The sequence below is a fragment of the Flavobacterium sp. HBTb2-11-1 genome, from assembly GCF_009826975.1.
Taxonomy (GTDB): domain Bacteria; phylum Bacteroidota; class Bacteroidia; order Flavobacteriales; family Flavobacteriaceae; genus Flavobacterium.
The window spans coordinates 388,834-408,597 of record NZ_WUMO01000003.1; the positions used below are offsets into that span (position 1 = coordinate 388,834).

The 19,764-nt window shown below is 35.8% G+C and carries 15 protein-coding genes; 12 read left to right on the top strand and 3 right to left on the bottom strand.

What is annotated here, in order from left to right; translation table 11 throughout:
* Positions 1 to 161 precede the first annotated feature (161 nt).
* The 10 genes from GR162_RS08675 (at position 162) to ctlX (ending at position 13,613) form a co-directional block, all read left to right on the top strand.
* Entirely contained in the window at positions 162 to 845 is a 684-nt protein-coding gene (locus tag GR162_RS08675) for an SDR family NAD(P)-dependent oxidoreductase (RefSeq protein WP_119791407.1), read from the top strand.
* 9 nt (positions 846 to 854) lie between these two features.
* Complete coding sequence (locus tag GR162_RS08680; protein ID WP_160781816.1) at positions 855 to 2,270, top strand: SDR family oxidoreductase; 1,416 nt, start codon at positions 855 to 857, stop codon at positions 2,268 to 2,270.
* 574 nt (positions 2,271 to 2,844) lie between these two features.
* Positions 2,845 to 5,847 carry a TonB-dependent receptor gene (locus tag GR162_RS08685; RefSeq protein WP_160781817.1) on the top strand — a complete coding sequence of 1,001 codons (3,003 nt, stop codon included), beginning with the start codon at positions 2,845 to 2,847 and terminating at the stop codon, positions 5,845 to 5,847.
* Between the two features lie 11 nt (positions 5,848 to 5,858).
* Positions 5,859 to 7,208 carry a RagB/SusD family nutrient uptake outer membrane protein gene (locus GR162_RS08690; RefSeq protein ID WP_160781818.1) on the top strand — a complete coding sequence of 450 codons (1,350 nt, stop codon included), beginning with the start codon at positions 5,859 to 5,861 and terminating at the stop codon, positions 7,206 to 7,208.
* 93 nt (positions 7,209 to 7,301) lie between these two features.
* Positions 7,302 to 8,252, top strand: coding sequence for an isoaspartyl peptidase/L-asparaginase family protein (locus GR162_RS08695; protein WP_066034422.1), 951 nt, complete (start codon positions 7,302 to 7,304; stop codon positions 8,250 to 8,252).
* A gap of 15 nt (positions 8,253 to 8,267) precedes the next feature.
* Complete coding sequence (locus GR162_RS08700; RefSeq protein WP_160781819.1) at positions 8,268 to 9,128, top strand: cyanophycinase; 861 nt, start codon at positions 8,268 to 8,270, stop codon at positions 9,126 to 9,128.
* 5 nt (positions 9,129 to 9,133) lie between these two features.
* The gene (locus GR162_RS08705; RefSeq protein WP_160781820.1) at positions 9,134 to 10,522 is read left to right on the top strand and encodes a YfcC family protein; all 1,389 of its coding nucleotides are present in this window, start codon (positions 9,134 to 9,136) and stop codon (positions 10,520 to 10,522) included.
* Between the two features lie 12 nt (positions 10,523 to 10,534).
* The gene (locus tag GR162_RS08710; RefSeq protein WP_119791393.1) at positions 10,535 to 11,587 is read left to right on the top strand and encodes a cyanophycinase; all 1,053 of its coding nucleotides are present in this window, start codon (positions 10,535 to 10,537) and stop codon (positions 11,585 to 11,587) included.
* A gap of 88 nt (positions 11,588 to 11,675) precedes the next feature.
* Positions 11,676 to 12,590, top strand: coding sequence for a dimethylarginine dimethylaminohydrolase family protein (locus tag GR162_RS08715; RefSeq protein ID WP_066035215.1), 915 nt, complete (start codon positions 11,676 to 11,678; stop codon positions 12,588 to 12,590).
* Between the two features lie 75 nt (positions 12,591 to 12,665).
* Entirely contained in the window at positions 12,666 to 13,613 is a 948-nt protein-coding gene (ctlX, locus tag GR162_RS08720) for a citrulline utilization hydrolase CtlX (RefSeq protein WP_160781821.1), read from the top strand.
* Positions 13,614 to 13,830: 217 nt separating this feature from the next.
* Here the strand turns inward: ctlX and GR162_RS08725 are convergent, their stop codons facing one another.
* Positions 13,831 to 15,753 (bottom strand): RICIN domain-containing protein, encoded by a 1,923-nt coding sequence (locus tag GR162_RS08725; RefSeq protein ID WP_160781822.1) that lies wholly within the window; start codon positions 15,751 to 15,753, stop codon positions 13,831 to 13,833.
* Positions 15,754 to 16,253: 500 nt separating this feature from the next.
* On the opposite strand from GR162_RS08725, the gene GR162_RS08730 reads away from it, so the two are divergent.
* On the top strand, positions 16,254 to 17,555 hold the full coding sequence (locus tag GR162_RS08730; protein WP_237421336.1) for a HAMP domain-containing sensor histidine kinase: 1,302 nt from the start codon (positions 16,254 to 16,256) through the stop codon (positions 17,553 to 17,555).
* 4 nt (positions 17,556 to 17,559) lie between these two features.
* Complete coding sequence (locus tag GR162_RS08735; RefSeq protein WP_160781824.1) at positions 17,560 to 17,988, top strand: response regulator; 429 nt, start codon at positions 17,560 to 17,562, stop codon at positions 17,986 to 17,988.
* 108 nt (positions 17,989 to 18,096) lie between these two features.
* On the opposite strand, the gene chrA is transcribed toward GR162_RS08735, so the two are convergent.
* Positions 18,097 to 19,227, bottom strand: a complete 1,131-nt coding sequence (gene chrA / locus GR162_RS08740) for a chromate efflux transporter (protein ID WP_160781825.1) — start codon at positions 19,225 to 19,227, stop codon at positions 18,097 to 18,099.
* A complete protein-coding gene (locus tag GR162_RS08745) occupies positions 19,217 to 19,651 on the bottom strand; it encodes a DoxX family protein (RefSeq protein WP_035692241.1) in 435 nt (144 codons plus the stop codon). The genes chrA and GR162_RS08745 overlap by 11 nt, the downstream gene beginning before the upstream one ends.
* Positions 19,652 to 19,764: the final 113 nt, after the last annotated feature.

Below are 19,764 nucleotides of genomic sequence, written 5' to 3' on the forward strand. Positions count from 1 at the left end.
GTAATTATTGTTTCTTTTCATATTATTGATTTTATTTTGTTTAATATTTTTTGATAAAAATTAAACAATTCTTACCTTTAATCTATAAATCAAGCCTTTATTTAAACTGAGGTATAAAACATGAAGTTTTTAATAGTGATCCTAATATAAAAATGGTGTTTATGGAAAAAATACTTGTAATAGGAGGAAGCGGAGGAATTGGAGAAGCAATAGTATTGGAGCAATTGGGAACGAAGCAAGTTTATAACATTAGCAGAACTGCTCCTAATATTTCACATCCTAACTTAATTCATTTTACGGCAGACATTTTAAAGGACGCGCTTCCAGAAATTGAGAAAATTGATGCTATTGTTTACTGTCCAGGTTCTATAAATCTGAAACCTATTCTGAGTTTAAGCATTGATGATTTCAGAAATGATTTCGAAATCAATGTTATTGGTGCTGTGAAAGTAATACAGCATTATCTGCCAGCCTTAAAAAAAGGCACAAATCCGTCTGTGGTCCTTTTCAGCACAGTTGCAGTAAAACTTGGAATGCCTTATCATGCTAGTGTTGCTGCAGCAAAGGGTGGAGTAGAAGGTCTTGTTAAATCACTAGGTGCGGAGCTCGCTCCTGCAATCCGCATTAATGCTATTGCACCTACTATTACAGAAACTCCATTGTCAGCTTCAATCCTCAGAAATGATCGTATGAAAGAAAACATGTCTGAGCGTCATCCTTTAAAAAGATATTTACAGCCTAAAGAAGTGGCTAAAATGGCAGATTATCTTATTTCAAATGCGGCAGGATCTATTTCGGGACAAATTTTTCAAATGGATTGTGGCTTGGTCAGCTTTAAAATCTAATATGTCATCATGAAAATTCTATTAACCGGCTCAACAGGATATATTGGCAAAAGAATTCTGCCCTTACTACTTGAAGAGGGGCATGAGGTAATCTGCTGTGTACGGGACAAGAACAGATTTTTTTATCCTGAAAAGTATTCAGCAAACGTTAGACTTCTTGAGGTTGATTTTTTGCAATATAAAAGTGTAGAAACTATTCCTAATGATATTGATGCCGCGTATTATCTTATTCATTCCATGTCTAGCGCTGACAATTATGATGAGCTTGAAAGAATTTCTGCAAATAATTTCAAAAAAAAGATAAATGATACAAGCGCTAGGCAAATTATTTATTTAAGCGGAATTGTCAATGATAAATCCTTATCTAAACATTTGGCTTCTAGAAAGGCGGTAGAAGAAATCCTAAAAAGTGGTAAAACTCCAACAACAACCTTGAGAGCAGGAATTATAGTAGGTTCAGGCAGTGCATCTTTTGAAATTATACGGGATTTGGTCCATAAACTGCCTGTAATGATTACACCAAAATGGCTTAATACAAAATGCCAGCCTATTGCCATTGCCGATGTTTTAGAATTTTTAATGAAATCACTGCTAAACCCTAAAACATACAACGCGAGTTTTGATATTGGCGGGCCAGATATTCTTACATACAAGGAAATGCTGCTAGAATTTGCAAAGATTAAAAAACTCAAAAGATTTATTTATACACTGCCAGTAATGACGCCAAAGTTGTCTTCCTATTGGTTATATTTCATTACTTCCACTTCTTTTAAACTGGCTTCGGCATTAGTGAGCAGCATGAGAGTAGAAGTGGTTTGCAGGGACAATAGAATCAATGAGTTGTTGGATATAAAACCTATGAGTTACCGTCATGCATTACAAAAAGCAATTGTAAAAATTGACCAAGATGAAGTAGCTTCGAGCTGGAAAGACGCGCAAATAAGCGGACAGTTTAAAGGAAGTATCTCATATTATTTAAAGGTTCCTAAAAAGGATTGTTTTATAGATAGAAGAAAAAGAAAAATTATAAACAGAGACTATACTATTGCTAAAATTTGGTCTATAGGAGGAGAAACCGGATGGTATTATGGTGATTGGCTTTGGGGTTTGAGGGGATTTATTGATAAGCTTTTTGGAGGTGTTGGAGTTCGACGAGGAAGAACGAATAAACATGATATACATGCAGGAGATGCTCTTGATTTTTGGCGTGTGGTGTATGCTAATAAGGAAGAAGGAAAATTGATTCTCTATGCAGAGATGAAACTTCCGGGAGAAGCATGGCTTGAATTCAAAATTTTTAATAATACATTATATCAGGCAGCAACTTTTAAGCCATCAGGAATTCTCGGAAGGTTGTACTGGTATGCTGTGCTGCCTTTTCATGGTTTTATTTTTAATGGCATGATCAATAAATTGATAAATTGACTTAATAACTTTGATATTTGTTATCGTTAATGGCTATTGGAAAAGAACTTCTTAGTTCTGTATTATTTATAAATTCTTTTTGTTTTATTTGATTAAACTCTTAAAATTATGCGGAAAAGTCAGATTAAAAACTAAAAGTATGGAAAAAGTTTAATTAAAAATATGATTTTTATTTTTTAATTCATTTTTTTTTCTAATTTTATCGTGAAATAATACCACTCTATTTTGATTGCAGGAAAAGCAAATACAATCACAAAATCAAAATCTCTTACTCTAAGAGGTCTTCAGCCTATCTTTAACTGTTGAAGAATTGATATACAAACACTATTCTTAAGTGTTTAGTATCATTATTGTATTTTTTATTTTCTCAACCAAACCTAACCAAATGAATTTTACCAATTTATTATATCGTTGTATTGATTGCAAATCACTTTATCTAAAAGGTTTGCAACCAATATTTAATTGTTAAAAAGTTTCACTTCTCAGTTTACAGATTTTTATGCCAAAACTCTTCATTTTCATGAATAGTCGAGGTGTTTCTATTGTCAATTTTATTAAATTTTAAACTAAGAAAATGAAACTAACCAATAAAATAAAACTGATTATTGTGTTGTTGTCATGTATTACAACATATGCACAAAAAACTATAAAAGGAACTGTTACAGACAAACAATCCAATATACCCATGGTAGGCGTCAATGTTATTGTTCCTAATTCAAAAGCAAGTACAATTACAGATTTTGATGGAAAATTTCAACTTCAAATACCTGAAAACAGCACTTCGATAGAATTTTCCTATATTGGATATCAAACCCAAAAAGTTACGATAGACGAAAAATCCAATTATACTGTTTCTATGACTTCCGGTCAAGGCCAAAGCTTAGATGAAGTAGTAATTATTGGTTATGGAACGCAATCTAAAAAAGATGTGAGTTCTAGTATACAATCTATAAAAACCAGAGATTTGCCTCAGGGAACTTCTTCAAGTTTTGAAAACAGTTTGCAAGGACAGACTCCTGGGGTGAATATAAGTTCGTCATCGGCTACACCAGGAAGTGCTGTGAGCGTTAATATTCGTGGTGTTTCATCTATATCAGCGAGCAGCCAGCCTTTGTATATCATAGACGGAATTCCAATCGTGTCTAGAAATAATTCGGCACTAAATGCAAATATACAGCCAGTTAATCCATTAGCAGATTTGAGCCCAAATGATATTGAATCTTTTACAGTTTTAAAAGATGCTGCCGCAGCCGCCATTTATGGATCAAGAGGTGCTAACGGAGTAATCTTAATTACCACAAAAAGAGGTAAAACAGGTAAAAGTATTGTAGATGTTAATTATTACACTTCTTTTGCTGAAATTTCGAAATATCCAAAAATGGTTGACAGCGAGAAGTTTAAAAAGTTTTTTAACACCGCTGCAGAATTTGACGGACTAGGTTCTGATTATTTTGATTGGATCGATACTTCAAAAGGAATCAATACCAATATCTACGATGAAATCTTTAGAGTTGGCGTAACGCAAAATTTAGATCTTAGTGTTAAGGGCGGAAGCGAAAAAACGAGCTATTATCTGAGCGGAAATTATTATAATCAGGAAGGAATTCAAATAGGTCAAGGCTTTAAGAGATTAAGTGCCCGTATGAATCTGGATCATAATATTAATGAAAAATTCAAAGTAGGAAATACTTTTTTTATAACTCGTAGCAATCATCAGCGAACAATTGGCGAAAATGATGAATATGGAGTTGTAATCAATGCACAAGGTTGGGATCCTACAGAACCTATTTATGATGAAAATGGGAAGTATACCAACCCTTTTAAATACAACACTTGGTGGCCGCTTGAAAATCCTGTTCAGATTGCCAAAGAGTATAAAAACACTTCTCAATCTACTCGCGTGCAGGGTACAGCATATGTTGAATGGAAAATTATTCCAGATTTAAAGTTTAAATCGGCTTTTTCATTAGAGTATTCCAACCTAGTCGAGGATTCTTATGTTCCTTCTGGCACAAATAAATCGAAGACAGGTGAAGGTATTTTTGCAACTTATGAAGAAACCAATTGGCTGGTAGAAAACACTTTAAACTACAATAAACAATTTGGCGAAAAGCATAATTTCGGAGCTATTTTAGGATGGACAATACAAGAAAATGAAACTCGTTTTTCTGACCAATCTGGTGTCGGATACGCTACTAACACTACATCTAGTATTTCTGCTGCAAGTGCTATTATTGCTAGTACTTCGGGTAAAAACCAATATGGTTTGCAATCTTTTTTTGGAAGAGCAAATTATGTTTACGATGATAAATATATAGCATCATTTACAGTTAGAGCTGATGGTTCTTCACGTTTTGGAGAGAATAATCAATATGGCTATTTTCCATCAGGATCAGTGGCTTGGAGAATCAATAAAGAAAAATTCTTTAAAAGCGAAAGCATTTCTGATTTTAAAATTAGAGCCAGTTATGGTCTTACAGGAAACCAAGAAATTGGTTCAAATTGGAGAGGGACTTATACTCTAAATGCTAATTACAACGGAGTTCCAGGAATAGCGCCAAATCGATTAGAAAATCCAGACTTGGGCTGGGAAAAAACTAAACAGCTGGATATAGGTTTGGATTTAGGATTGTTTAAAAACCGAATTAGTATTACGGCTGATTATTTTAACAAACAAACAGATGATCTGTTATTGCAAGCCAAAGTTTCGGGGCTTACAGGTTTTAACTCTGTTTATCAGAATGTTGGAGCAATAGAAAATAAAGGATTTGAATTTGGAGTTAATGCTGCTGTTTTTGATGGAGATGATTTTAAATGGAATACTGGAGTAAATCTAACACTGCTTGACAACAAGATTAAAAAATTGATTAATGACGGTGAAGAAGTGGGCAGAAATCATATTTTGAAAGAAGGACAAGAAGTAAGCACTCTATATTTAATTAAATTTTTGGGTGTGGATCCACAAACCGGAGACGCAAAATTTGATGACATAAATAAAGATGGAATAATCGATTTCTCTGACAGACAAATGGTTGGAGGTGCATTGCCAACGTATTTTGGCGGATGGAGCAACAATTTCAGCTACAAAGGATTTACTTTGACGGCAAACTTTGTGTTCTCTGGAGGAAACAAAATATTCAATCAAAGCCGTCATGTTTACGATAATTATGGGTATACAAAAAGCGGCATCCCATATTCTAATATTAGCGAAAGAGTATATGATAATTATTGGAGAACGCCAGGGCAAATTACTGATGTGCCAAGGCCTTCTACAAAAGATGGACAGATGCAGCGCTTTAGCACGCAATTTTTGGAAGATGGAGATTATATCAGATTGAAAACTTTAAGTCTTGCTTATAAGCTGCCTTCTAATGTGATTCGCAAAATTGGTTTGGATAGTCTTTCTCTTTATATCCAAGCTCAAAACGTATTTACTATAACCGATTATTTAGGTTTCGATCCTGAAGTTTCTACAAATACTTCAAGTCAGGAAGATTTGAATATTCTGCAAGGGGAGGATTTTGGAACTTTAGGTCAGGCACGCACTTTTACATTAGGATTAAGTACAACATTTTAAAATTTGAAATCATGAAAAATAAAAAGATATATGTATTCTTGTCTATGTTACTTGCTTTTACAGTTTTAGGATGTGATGATGTACTGGACACAAAATTAGATGATGAAATTCCAGCGCCAACTGCCATAACAGATAATATTTCATTAAAAGCCGCCGCTGTAGGACTGTATGATGTGATGCAAAGCGGAACGTACTACGGAGGTGAATTTATATTGGCTCAGGAATTAACAGGAGGCAATGCAGATGCGACCGGTTTCCAAGAGCGTTTTACCCAGTTGGACAACGCTATTGTACCACCATCAAATGCTTATATTCAAAGTAATTGGGTAAATGTTTATACGCTTGTAAATGCCAGCAACTTGATTTTGAAGAAAATGGAAGAGCTTCAGCTGAAAGATGACAATTCTAAAGGAACTGCGCTTTTTTGCAGAGCACTAGGACATTTTGATGCGTTGCGCCAATTCGGGCAGTTTACAGATCCAAACTCAAAATATGGTATTCCTGTTTCAACTAAATATTTGGATGCAAAATCTGCTAAAGAAATTTCCAGATCTACTGTTGCTCAGTCTTATCAGCAAATTATTTCAGACTTAAAAGATGCCATTGCAATTTTGAAATATGACAGCAATAGATTTTTTATTACAAAAGCTGCTGCTGAAGCTTTACTTGCGAGGATTTATCTCTATCAAGGCGATTATGATAATGCCATATTGTATGCCAGTAAAGTAATTAGCAATAGTACGTATAAATTAAATATAAAATTTAATGATATTTATGATGTTGAAGGTTCGTCTGAAGCTATCCTAGAGTTACAGTTTTTAGGTATTGACGGTAATAGTTTAACCGAATTTTTATCAGTTTCACCTCCGGAAGTTTCTGCTGATTACAATAGTTTTTTCAAACCAATGGACGATGACAACGATCCAAGAAGTTATAAATATTACGATTCAGGAAAAGAAGTTTTTTGTGATAAATATGGAACTCGTGACAGCGAAATAGACGGAAATGCCATTATCATTAAACTTTCAGAAATCTATCTGATTCGTGCAGAAGCTTTGGCAAAGAAAAACCCTCAAGATTTAACTTCGGCTTTGGCTGATTTAAATGTGGTACGCCAAAGAGCTTTACCGAGTAAGCCTTACACTTTAGCCCAAATTCCAAATCTAGATGCTTTTGTTACTATTTTGATTGAAGAAAACAAAAGGGAATTAGGTTTTGAAGGACACCAATGGTTTACTATCGTTCGATTAGGCAGAGCAACTTCAATTTTGAATATTCCTGCTTTCAGAACAACTTATCCAATACCGCAAAACGAAATTACAATTGCCCAAGGCAAGTTAGAACAAAATCCAGGATACTAAAAAAATCCCCCAGGAAGCTGCTAATGCGGGATTCATTTACAAAAAATGTATGTCGCTTAGCAGTCTTCTTTAAATTCAAAAAAAGAAAAAGAAATGACAAATAAAACGCCGTTTGCACTTTGTATACACGGAGGTGCGGGTGTGATAACTCCCGAGAATCTATCACCAACAGATAAAAAAATGATAAAAGAGGATCTTATTCTTGCTCTTAATGCAGGAGAAGAGATCTTAGCAAAAGGCGGTAATGCCGTTGATGCGGTCGCTGCTGCCGTAGTAGCTTTAGAGAATAGCATTCATTTTAATGCGGGAAAGGGAGCCGTTTATTCTCGAGAAGGCAAACATCTATTAGAAGCTTCAATAATGGATGGCGCTACGTTAGAGGCTGGATCGGTAGCAAACAGTATGAAAATTAAAAATCCCGTTTTATTCGCCAAAAGTTTATTAGGATATAAAGACCTTATCATGATTTCTGGTGAAGCTGCCGATAATTTGGCAGAACAAACTAATCACGAATTAGTAGAAAACCATTATTTTGATACTGATTTTAGAAAAGAACAATTTTTGGAGGCAAAAAAAATCTCTGAAACAGCAACTTTTCTCGATCATACCAACTTAAAGATGGGAACTGTTGGTGCAGTTGCTATTGATAGAAATGGCAATATAGCCGCAGCGACTTCGACAGGAGGAATGACTAATAAATTGGATGGACGAATTGGCGACTCTGCAATTATTGGAGCTGGGACTTATGCCAATAATAAGACTTGTGGCGTCTCTTGCACTGGTGTTGGAGAATATTTTATTAGAGCCACAGTATCTTCCATGGTTTCAAATTTAATGGAATTTGGAAAAATGTCTCTAGAGCAGGCAACCGAAGTAACGATAAAAGGCCATTTGACAAAGCTGGGCGGAGAAGGAGGGCTTATTGCAATTGACAAAGACGGAAATATTAATTTTTCATATAATTCTCAAGGAATGTACCGTGGATTTGTGTGTGAAAAAAAGAAAGAAAAAAAAGTATATATCTGGGATAACGAAGAAGTATAACACTAAAATCATATCATGAAATCTATTCCGTTTTTTGTAATCTTGTGTTTACTACTGTTGTGTTCTTGCCAATCAAAGCTTAACAATGTTGAAGAGCTTAAAGCTAAAGGAAAGCTATTCATAATTGGTGGCGGAAAAAAATCTGATAAATTGGTTTCTGAATTGATTGCAGTTAGTAATCTAAATAAAGAAAACTTTATGGTGATACTTCCAATGGCTAGCGAAGAACCCGATTCGGCAGTTTATTATACGGCAAAACAATTTATTGGATTAGGTATAAATTCAAACAAGATAAAGGCTTTTAATTTTAATCGAATCAGCCAGCCAAAAGTACAGATTGATTCTCTCAAAAAAGCTAGCCTAATTTATATTACTGGCGGAGATCAAAATTTGTTTATGAAATCAGTTTTGAATACCCCTGTTTATAAAGCTATTCATATTGCCTATCAAAATGGGGCAACCATAGCAGGAACAAGTGCTGGCGCAGCAGTGATGAGCACAAAAATGATTTCAGGAAATGAATTGAAGCACCCAACTTATACTGGAGAATTCCATAGCATCGAAGCAAAAAATTTTGAATTAGCAACGGGATTGGGTTTGCTGCCAAATGCCATTATCGATCAACATTTCATTTACCGAATGCGAATGAACCGTTTATTGTCGGTTGCTATGGAAAATCCAGATTATTTAGGAATCGGCATTGATGAATCGACCGCTATCGTGGTACAAGGTGACGATGCAAGAGTTACTGGAGATTCGCAAGTGGTCATTATAAGAAAAACAAACAAAACAAATATCCAAGTCAAAAACGGACAATTAGGAAGTAAAGATATTAGATTAGAAATCCTTCTGCCGGGAGAGAAATTTAAATTATAAAAAAAATGAAAATATTAGAAAAATTCCCAGATACAATTACTATAATTCTAGTAATTACACTTCTCTTTATAGGTCTGACATGGATAATTCCGTCAGGAGAATTCGATCGTACGATTGCAAACGGAACGGAGAAAATTATTGCAGGTTCTTACAAGTCTGTACAAGCATCTCCTCAAGGAATCAAAGCTTTTTTGGAAGCTCCGATTAAAGGATTTATTTCGGCATCTCAAATTATTGCTTTTGTCTTTCTGGTGGGAGGAGCGTTTTCTATTATAAACATGACGGGCGCAATAAACGCAGGACTTTTTAATGTAATTGAGTTTAGTCATAAAAGGCCAAAACATAAAATTTTTATTGTTCCATTTTTAATTGTATTATTTTCTTTTGCAGGAGCTACTTTTGGAATGAGCGAAGAGATTTTAATCTTTATTCTGATTACCGTACCCATGGCAAAAGCAATGGGTTATGATGCAATTGTTGGAGCGGCAATTCCAATTGTAGGAACTGGCGTTGGTTTTGGAGGTGCCTTTAGCAATCCATTTACTATTGGCATTGCACAAGGTATAGCACAAATTCCAATTTTTAGCGGAATGGAATATAGGATTTTTGTCTGGTTTATTTTAACAACATGTGCTTGCTTCGTAATTACGCATTATGCAATAAAAATTGGAAAAGATCCGAAGAAAAGCCTATTGTTTGGTATTGCCGATGAAAAAGAGAATAGCAATTTCGAGACATCTGACTTTAAATTAGACACCGCTAGGAAAATAATTTTATATGCACTTTTTGCAACCATTCTCATTTTAATTTACGGGGTGAGCAATTATAATTGGTACATAAACGAAATCGCTGCTTTGTTTTTGGCCTTAGCTATTTTTGTTTCCATTGTTTACAGAATGTCAATATCAAAAGCGATAGATGCTTTTGTATTGGGAGCTAAAGACATGATGACTGCGGCATTGGTAATAGGACTGGCCAAAGGACTTCTAATTATTACACAAGAAGGCAAAATTATTGACACGATACTTAATTCTATTGTATCAATAACCCAAAACACGCCAAAGGCTGTATCTGCTGAATGCATCTTTTTTTTCCAATCATTTTTAAACTTTTTCATTCCGTCAGGATCGGGACAAGCTTCTTTGACCATGCCCATTATTATTCCGATTTGTGATGCCTCAGAAATAAGCCGACAAATGGCAGTGCTGACTTTTCAATTAGGAGACGGCTTTACTAATCTTATTATCCCAACAAGCGGAGTTACAATGGGAGCGCTTTCTTTGGCTAAAATACCTTATAGCAAGTGGTTTAAATGGATGCTGCCTCGAATGGTGGTATTTTTAATAGCATCAATGCTGCTGATTCTTCCCCCTTTATATTTATTCAATTGGTAAAATCAGACTAAAATGAAAACACTAGCAATAACTTTTCTGTTTATTTTGAGCGCTTGCTCTTCTGAAAACAATACGGAAAATTCGGTTCCAAAAACACCAGAAGCAAAAAACTATGTGTCTTACTTTACAGGAAATAAAGTAGATAAAATTACAGCCCCAAAGGGAGGAATTTGCTTGATGGGAGGAGCAACCGAAAACGATCAGGCAATGAAATGGTTTTTAAATAGGGCAGATGGCGGAGATGTTTTAATATTACGCACCTCTGGAACTGATGGCTATAATTCGTATTTGTATACCTCTTTAGGAATTGCTATTAATTCTGTTGAAACTATTGTTTTTAAAAATACCAAAGCGAGTTCTGATGCATATATAATAGAAAAAATAAATAATGCAGAAGCAATTTGGTTTGCAGGAGGAGATCAGTGGGAATATATTTCGTATTGGAGAAACACGCCAATTTCTGAAGCTATCAATAAAGCAATAATCAATAGAAAAGTTGTCGTGGGCGGAACCAGTGCTGGTATGGCGATTCAGGGAGGATTTTATTTTTCGGCTCAAAATGGCACGATCACTTCTCAAGAAGCATTGTTAAATCCTTTTGATACTAAAGTCACAATATCCAACGAGTCTTTTTTAGATAATGCAATTTTAAAAGATGTCATTACCGATACCCATTATGATAATCCCGATAGAAAAGGAAGACATATTGCTTTTTTAGCCCGAATTATAAATGATTATAAAGCTCAAGGAAAAGGAATAGCTTGCGATGAATACACTTCCGTTTGTATAGACGAAAAAGGAATTGCAAGAGTCTTTGGAAATTATCCTTCTAAAGATGATGTTGCCTATTTTATAATGCCAAATACAGAAATTCCAAACAACAAGCCAGAAATTTGCAAACCAAACAATCCATTGGAATGGAATCTGAATAAGGTTGCCATTAGCGTTTACGAGGTTAAAGGAACTAGTGCTGGAACTAATACATTTAATTTAAATAATTGGATTGATGGAACTGGAGGCACATGGAAAAAATGGTTCGTAGAAAATGGCAAACTCAATGAATAAGGGAAACGCAATAGAATAATTAACTCTCAAAAATAAAATACCAATATAATACAAGATGTACCATTATCTTCAAAAATATAATAGATTCTTGCTGCGGTTAAATGTAAAGAACGAAACGTCTCGACTTCGTGCTGTAGTTTTGGGTTCAGCTGTCAGCAATGGTCCGACTCCATCTATAGAAGAGGCCTATGACCCTAAATCCTTGGAACATATTAAGGCAGGAACTTATCCTGTGGAAAAGGATATGGTTGCTGAAATGAAGGCTTTCAATGCTGTTTTTAAAAAATATGGCGTAAAAGTGTATCGCCCAGAAACGATTGAAAATTACAATCAGATTTTTGCCCGTGATATTGGATTTGTCATTGATGATGTTTTTGTAAAATCTAACATTTTGCCTGACAGAGAACGCGAACTGGACGCGATTCAATATGTAATTGATCAGATTGATCCATTAAAAATTGTTCGTCCGCCAGCAGAAGTTCATATAGAAGGCGGCGATGTTATGCTTTGGAAAGACCATATTTTTATAGGAACTTATAAAGGGAGCGATTATAAAGATTACATAACTGCAAGAACCAATATGCATGGTGTAAATTATATCAAATCTCTGTTTCCTCATAAAATTGTAAAAGAGTTTGATTTAGTAAAATCTAAGTTAGAAGCAAGAGACAACGCTTTGCATTTAGACTGCTGTTTTCAGCCAGTAGGAAAAGATAAAGGGATTATCTATAAAAGAGGTTTTCGTGAAGAGGCAGATTATTTGTATTTGGTTGAACTTTTCGGAAAAGAAAACTTATTTCATATCGAAAGAGAAGAAATGTACAATATGTTTTCGAATGTATTTTCAATAGATGAAGATGTGGTGGTTTCTGAGAAGAATTTTACGAGATTGAACAACTGGCTTCGTGAAAATGGCTTTACTGTTGAAGAAATTCCGTATGCCGAAATTTCAAAACAAGAAGGTTTGTTAAGATGTTCAACTTTGCCATTAATTAGGGATTAAATAATTGTTTCAAGTTTCAGGTTTCAAGTTTTTCCAGAATTTGACATTGAAATTTAAAACAAAAAAATATAAAAAATGAAACAAACTACTAATGCTATCGTGATGATTCGCCCAGTTGCGTTCAGAATGAATGAACAGACGACGGTCAATAACTATTATCAAAAAGTATTGGATGGGCTTTTGCCTAGCACAGTTAATGCTAAAGCGCAGCAGGAGTTTGATGCTTTTGTAGAAAAGCTAAGGACTGTTGGTGTCGATGTAACTGTTGTTGATGACATTATAGAAACCGATACTCCAGATAGTATTTTTCCAAACAATTGGGTTTCATTTCATGAGCATGGTGATGTAGTATTGTATCCTATGTTTGCAGAAAACCGTCGTCTGGAACGTCGTGATGATATCTTGGATATTTTGGAAAAAAAAGGCTTCGAGATTTCTAATATTATTTATTATAACGCGGCAGAAGAAGAAGGCATTTTCTTAGAAGGAACCGGAAGTTTACTTTTAGATCGTGCCAACGCAAAAGCATATTGTGCTTTGTCACCTCGCGCAGATGAAGAATTGGTTATTAAATTCTGCCAAAACTTTGATTATACACCAGTAATTTTTAAAGCTTTTCAAACTGTAAATGGAAAGCGGAAACTGATTTATCATACTAATGTGATGATGTGCTTAGGCGAAACTTTTGCAGTTATTTGCGCAGATTCTATTGATGATGAAAAAGAACGCAAAATGGTTTTGGATCATTTAAAAGAAGATAAAAAAGAAATCATTTTAATCACAGAAGATCAGGTAAATAATTTTGCAGGAAATATGCTGGAAGTGAGAGGGAAAGATGATAAGAGATATATTGTAATGAGTGCTTCTGCACATCAAAGCTTGACTCCGAAACAAATTGCCCAATTAGAAAATCATGCAGAAATTTTAAGTTCAAGTTTAGATACGATTGAAGCTTGCGGAGGCGGAAGTGCTAGATGTATGATGGCTGAAGTTTTCCTGCCAAGAATTCACAGCATTGCTTAGCGTTACTTTGAATGGAATGAGATAAATAAATATGGAAAATATGAGAGAAAGTGCCTGTGGATATAAGTCGCAGAGATTTGCTTGTATACGTTAATTAAATCAGTGTTTTTATTTTCATGATGCCAGCAGAAGAAAAGAAAAAGCCACTGTTTTAAATGAAGATATAAAACAGTGGCTTGGTATTTATATGATTGGTAGAACTATAAAAGTTCTGCCTTTATTCAACGACTATTTTTTTGGATGCAGCAGATGAATCTTGAAGGACCCTTGCTACATATATGCCTTTGCTAAGTTTTGTTCTAATAGTTTGACTAGCATTGGCTTTCAGATTTTTTGCTTCATAAACCAGTTCGCCGCCAATTGAGTATATGGCTAGAGAATACTCTTTATCTGACTCTGAAGTGAAATGGATATTAAACTCTCCACCTTTTGACGGATTTGGATATATCTGTACGCCAGCATCTATTTCTATATTGTCTGCTGAAATATTCTGTGCAACAGCACTTTTTGAAGTCGTTCCTATTTTATTGAATTTAAATAGTTGGCATGAAGTCCCATAATATTCCCAAAGTTGGAGATTTGCTGTTCCATCCATATTGCAGTTGGATGTGTCCCAGCCTTTTGTGGTGTCAACTGCTGATTTTATGCTGTAATAGCCGTTGCCAACATCGGTTACCAGCCATTTTTGGGCATCATTAGTATAATTGTCCCAAAGCCTTATTGATTTCCCATTTGTTGGATCTGCACTTTCAAGATCTATTACACGTCCAGTTGAGCTTGCATTGGATTTAAAACGCCAATACCCGTTTCCAGCATCAATGGCAATCCACTGCTGTGCTGTTGTGCCCAATCGATCCCAAGGTCGGATAGCAGTGCCATTTGCATTCGTTCCATACATAAGGTCTACCACTTTATTTGAATTTGTTTTAAATTCAATTTCATAGACGCCATTGTTTACTAGAGTAGTGCAGGTTTGCGACGGAATGTTGCTGTTTGCATATTCAGAGAACCACTGTTTGACTGGCGCAGCGCACGCCTCCCAGTTATTGTTGAAGGCAGTTGTAACATTGTAGGGATCTGCATTAGTTATAAGTCCCTCGGGTGCCAGTAGATTCCAGCTACAATTTCCTGTGGCATCGATTCTGCCCTTAAGATTAAGTCCGAAACCGCTTGTTGTTCCAGTTCCCCATGTCTCTGCTCCAGTAGGTGACCAATCGGTTTCTGTTATCATAATTGGTGCTATATTAGCAATCGGTTGCACATTGGCATTCCAAGCATTATTGAAGCTGGTTGTATTTTCAGCATTTGCTCCCCAATACCCTGGATAGACATGTACAGCATAGCCAATATTGCCACCTGTTATCAAATGGTTTGGATATCCCTGATAATGGGATTGGTATCCTGTTCCCGGTATCCAGCAGACATTATTTGCACCATTAGACCTAATTCTATTCACAATATCTTGAAAGAAGTTCTTCAATGCGGCAAAGTGCTCATCACCTGTTGCGCCCCAGTTTCCATTTGTTCCTAGTATTTCTATAGGTTCATTGGCAATTTCAAACATAACATTGTCTACATTTTTTAAGTTGGGATGGTTCGATAAATATTGCCAAACCGTTCTTAAATAATTATGGTAGCTGTCTCCATAAGCGATTCGATTGGGACATACCCCAGGAGGGCGAAGCACAACATAAAGGCCTCTACTTCTGGCGTGGTTGATTAGGGGGATTATGACTTGGTTTACATAAGTCACCAGTCTATTATAGTCAAAGCACGAGATGTTATTTTCTCCAGCTGAGCATCCTGGTGTGTTAGTCCAGTAAGGGTCAATATGGAGTCTTATATAATTTAACTTCCATCCGTTGCCTGTGTCTGTGAGCGCATCCATAACGGCATTATTATAATTCAGACATCCTTGAACATTATAATTATCCCAACGACATTGGTTATAAGAACAGCCATTGAACCAGGGGCTGGGAGTTATGGCAACGCCATGGAGCAGTACATTTTTTCCGCAGGGATCTTTTAAATTTTTGCCATCAACATGCAGAGGAGGCAACGGCATTCCGGGCCAAGCATATAATTGCATGAGGGGAATAATCGCCAGAAATAGAAAAATCATTTTTTTTACTTTTTTCATAACTTTAATTGGTTTAATTAGTTAGTAAATTAACCCACATTTATTGTAGGTTTTTCATTGCTAATTTAATAATAAAAGAAATTAAAAAACAACCGATTGCGTTATTTTTTTAACATGTATTTTAAGATTTTCGCATCTAGAACAAATAAAAAAAGGAATTAAACTGTCGTAATAGGTTATGTTTTGGCTTTGTTGATGTAGGATTTGCATTGAAAAGCATTATAATATTTAGTGTTTTCTAATTTTTGCTATGCTCTTATTAAAGTGTCGGAAAATTTTGTATTTTAGTTCAAGCCCAGTTCCAAATCTTGAAGACATGCTGAACTTATGCAAATGTTCGGCAGCTTGAAAATCATCTCGAAGAAAAGTATCTCAGAATTGTAGTAACAGTTTTTAGATAGCCACAGAACGTTTGATGGCCTGATGCTTTTAGAATGCTAAAATTGGAATTTATTTTACAGTATAGATCGTTTTAACCTTAAATAGCTTAAGAGATGCAAATGAAGCAAAAAGACGAAAACCTAGACCAATCAGCGCATATTGCTGAATTTTTATCAGCTATTAAAACCAAATCGGATCGTTTAGCCAATTATTTTATTTTCACCTTTTTTGCTTTTGGCTTGTTTCTGGCTACTTTTTATGATACCTGGCAGATAGCAGTTGGAGTGGGTGGCCTATTATTGGTGGCCTATTTTTCGGCAAAAATGACTCTTGCTGATTCAGACTTCTACCAGTATGTTTTAAGTGCTGTTTTAGGAATCTTTATGGCCCAATTTATCTATCAGATGCATGGCCTGTTTGAAATGCACTTTACAGCATTTCTTTCCAGCGCCATATTGATTACATATCAGAAATGGAAATTACAGATTCCTCTTCTAATCATCGTGATAGTGCATCACGCCCTGTTTGCCTATATGCAGTACTCAGGGGTAGGCGGCATTTATTTTACGCAGTTGGATCATATGTCGCTGCAAACCTTTATATTCCACATTGTTCTTGTGGCGGCTATTTTCTCAGTTTGCGGACTGTGGGCCTACCAGTTTAAGAAATACAGCGAAATGCATATCGATCTTATTTTCAAGAAAAAAGAAATTGAAAATATGGAACTTAAAAGAGCTAATTATGAATTGGACCACTTTGTGTATAGTGCTTCCCACGACCTAAGAGCACCACTAAATTCCATGCTGGGGCTGATTGAAATTGCAAAAGATGAGACAGAAGAAGAGCATACTTTGGAATATTTAGAAGCTTTGAAAGGCAATGCAGAAAGGCTGGACACCTTTATCTGTGATATTTTAGACTATTCGCGTAATCTCCGCACTGATGTAAGCAATGACTTGATTAGTTACAAAGAGCTTTTGAACGACATAGAGCAGAATCTAAAATTCATGGGCGATAATAGCCGCAGCGTCGATTTTATCACTGCTATTAGAGGGGACAGCCCTGTTTTTTCTGACAAAAGCAGGCTTAACAATATTTTAAATAATCTCATTTCAAATGCGATTCGTTATCAAGATACCGAAAAGAAAAATCCTTTTGTTAAAATTGAAATTGACATTTTGGAAGATGAAACGCATATTGTAATTAGTGATAACGGAATAGGCATTCCAGAAGAGTCCCTGCCTAAAATATATGATATGTTTTATCGTGCATCCAACAAGGCGGTAGGATCAGGGCTTGGGCTCTATATTGCAAAGGAGGCTCTCAACAAACTTGGAGGCCAGATAAAGGTAACTTCCAAAGTGGGAGAGGGAACCGCTTTTTATATTCAAATCCCAAACAGACAGATTATAAAAATATAAAGTGATGGAAGCAGCTTCTCAAAAAACATTTTACAAAAAGGTTCTTGTTGTCGATGACAATCCGACAGACCGATTTATTGCAAAAAAAATGATTGAAAAATGCAGTTTTGCCCAAGAAACTATTCTGTGTGAATCTGCTCAGCAGGCATTGGAATATCTGAGAGCATTGGAAGATGAGCCTGATGCTTTGCCAGATTTTATCTTTCTAGACATCAGCATGCCAGGCATGGATGGATACGAGTTTTTGGAGCAGTATGCCACGTTTCCAGATGCGGTTAAGGCCAAAAGCATAATCTTAATGCTCACCACTTCTTTGCATCCCAATGACATTGAGCGCGCCCAAAGTAATCCTCTCGTCATCCGTTTTATAAACAAGCCAATAAGTAGAGATAAACTCGAAATGATCTGCAATGATTTTCCTATGGAGAATTAGTTGGCATTTTGATATTATATAGGCTAGTGATATTGTTAAGCTGGTTAGAAGCAGATTATGTGCGTTTTTTTGAGATTTGATAGCAATCAAAAGTTTTTGCTCTATATACTAAACATAAGTCAGAAGATAGCCCAGCAATGCGCCTCCCAAAACTACTAAGGCAGTATTTAATTTTTTTAAGGCAAAAACAGAAATACCGCTAACGGCTGCAATTAGAGCTGTTCGCCAGTCAGTAATTGTTTCTTCAGCCATAGACATGCACAAAGCGGCTATTATTGCTATAGAAGCAGCATTTACTGCATCAATAAAAACAGATAATTCTTTCACGTCGCGTAATCGCTTCATTATCAGATTTAGCAGTACAACAAAAATAAAAGATGGCAGAAAAATTGCGACAGTCGATATCACTGCTCCTGAAAGACCATTTATTTGATAGCCGATAAAAGTTACAGAAGAAAATACAGGACCAGGTGTAAATTGGCCTACAGCAATGGCATCCATTAATTCCTGCTTTGTAAGTAGACCCTTGGCTGTTAATTCAGCATCCAAAAATGCAAACAGCACATATCCGCTTCCGTAGAGAATAGCACCTATTTTTAGAAACGTTAAAAAGAGTTTAGAATTTACTGCTGTCCAAAATCCGGTTTGAGGCAAAGACATTAAAGCAAGTGGAGCAAAGCTGCCAAGTCCGTCAATTCTCATTTTTTGAATATAAAAAAAAGCCATCGCCAGAAGTCCCGATCCGAAGAGCAGGTAAATTTCATTAGCTCCGAACATAGAGGCTGTAAGGACAGCTATTGCGATCAAACCTAAAAATATAGATTTTACCGACTTTACAGCTAATGGTGAGACTGCTCCAATAATAATGGCTATAATAGCTGGTTTGATGCCATAAATGAACGGCTGTACTTCAGGGAGCTGTCCATAAAGACTGTATAGGTGTGCCAGAATCCCAGTTATCAATACGGCTGGCATGATAAAACAGCACCCGGCAGTTAGCAAACCCTTCCAGCCTCCTTTGACATAACCTATATGAATAGCCATTTCGGTGCTGTTCGGTCCAGGAATAAGGTTGGTAGCTCCAAGCAGATCCAGAAAATGCTGTTCATTTAGCCATTTGTATTTCGAGACCACTTCTTTGTGCATCATGGCTATGTGCGCAGCAGGTCCGCCAAAGCCAATTGTTCCCAGCTTTAGGAATACCCGTGCAATTTCTTTAAGGGTTGCATTATGCTCCATTTTTCATTAAAGTTTTGTCAGCTGACCAATTGCCAGCACCTTTAATAATAAGAAAAATGCTTCCCAGTAGCATTGCCCAATCTGTGCGGCTCTCGTGCATCATTTCCCAAAAGCCATCTTGGGCAAGAATTTTGAATTTGGTAGTGACTATAGCTGCAACCATTATTACTAAAAGAGGAATGCCTGCCAATCTTGTGATAAATCCAATCAAAATTAGTATTCCACAGATTATTTCTAAGCCAGCAACAAGGTTTCCTAAGAATTCAGCAGAAGGCAGTCCCATTTTTTGGAAACGGCCTACGCCGCGAAGAGCGGGAAACAGAAATTTTTGAATACCTTCTGAAAGAAATACCGTACCGACCATGAGACGGATAAGTAACGTAGTTTTTGAGTCGTCCGTCTTAATTATATTATGAAATTTCATGCTTATATGGGCTTAAGGATTTTTTGGACTAGTAATGTTTCAGCTCATAAATCTAAAAAATATATTCAGATTAAGATCTATTTTTTTAAAGGTTCAATGGCATAAAACTTTTG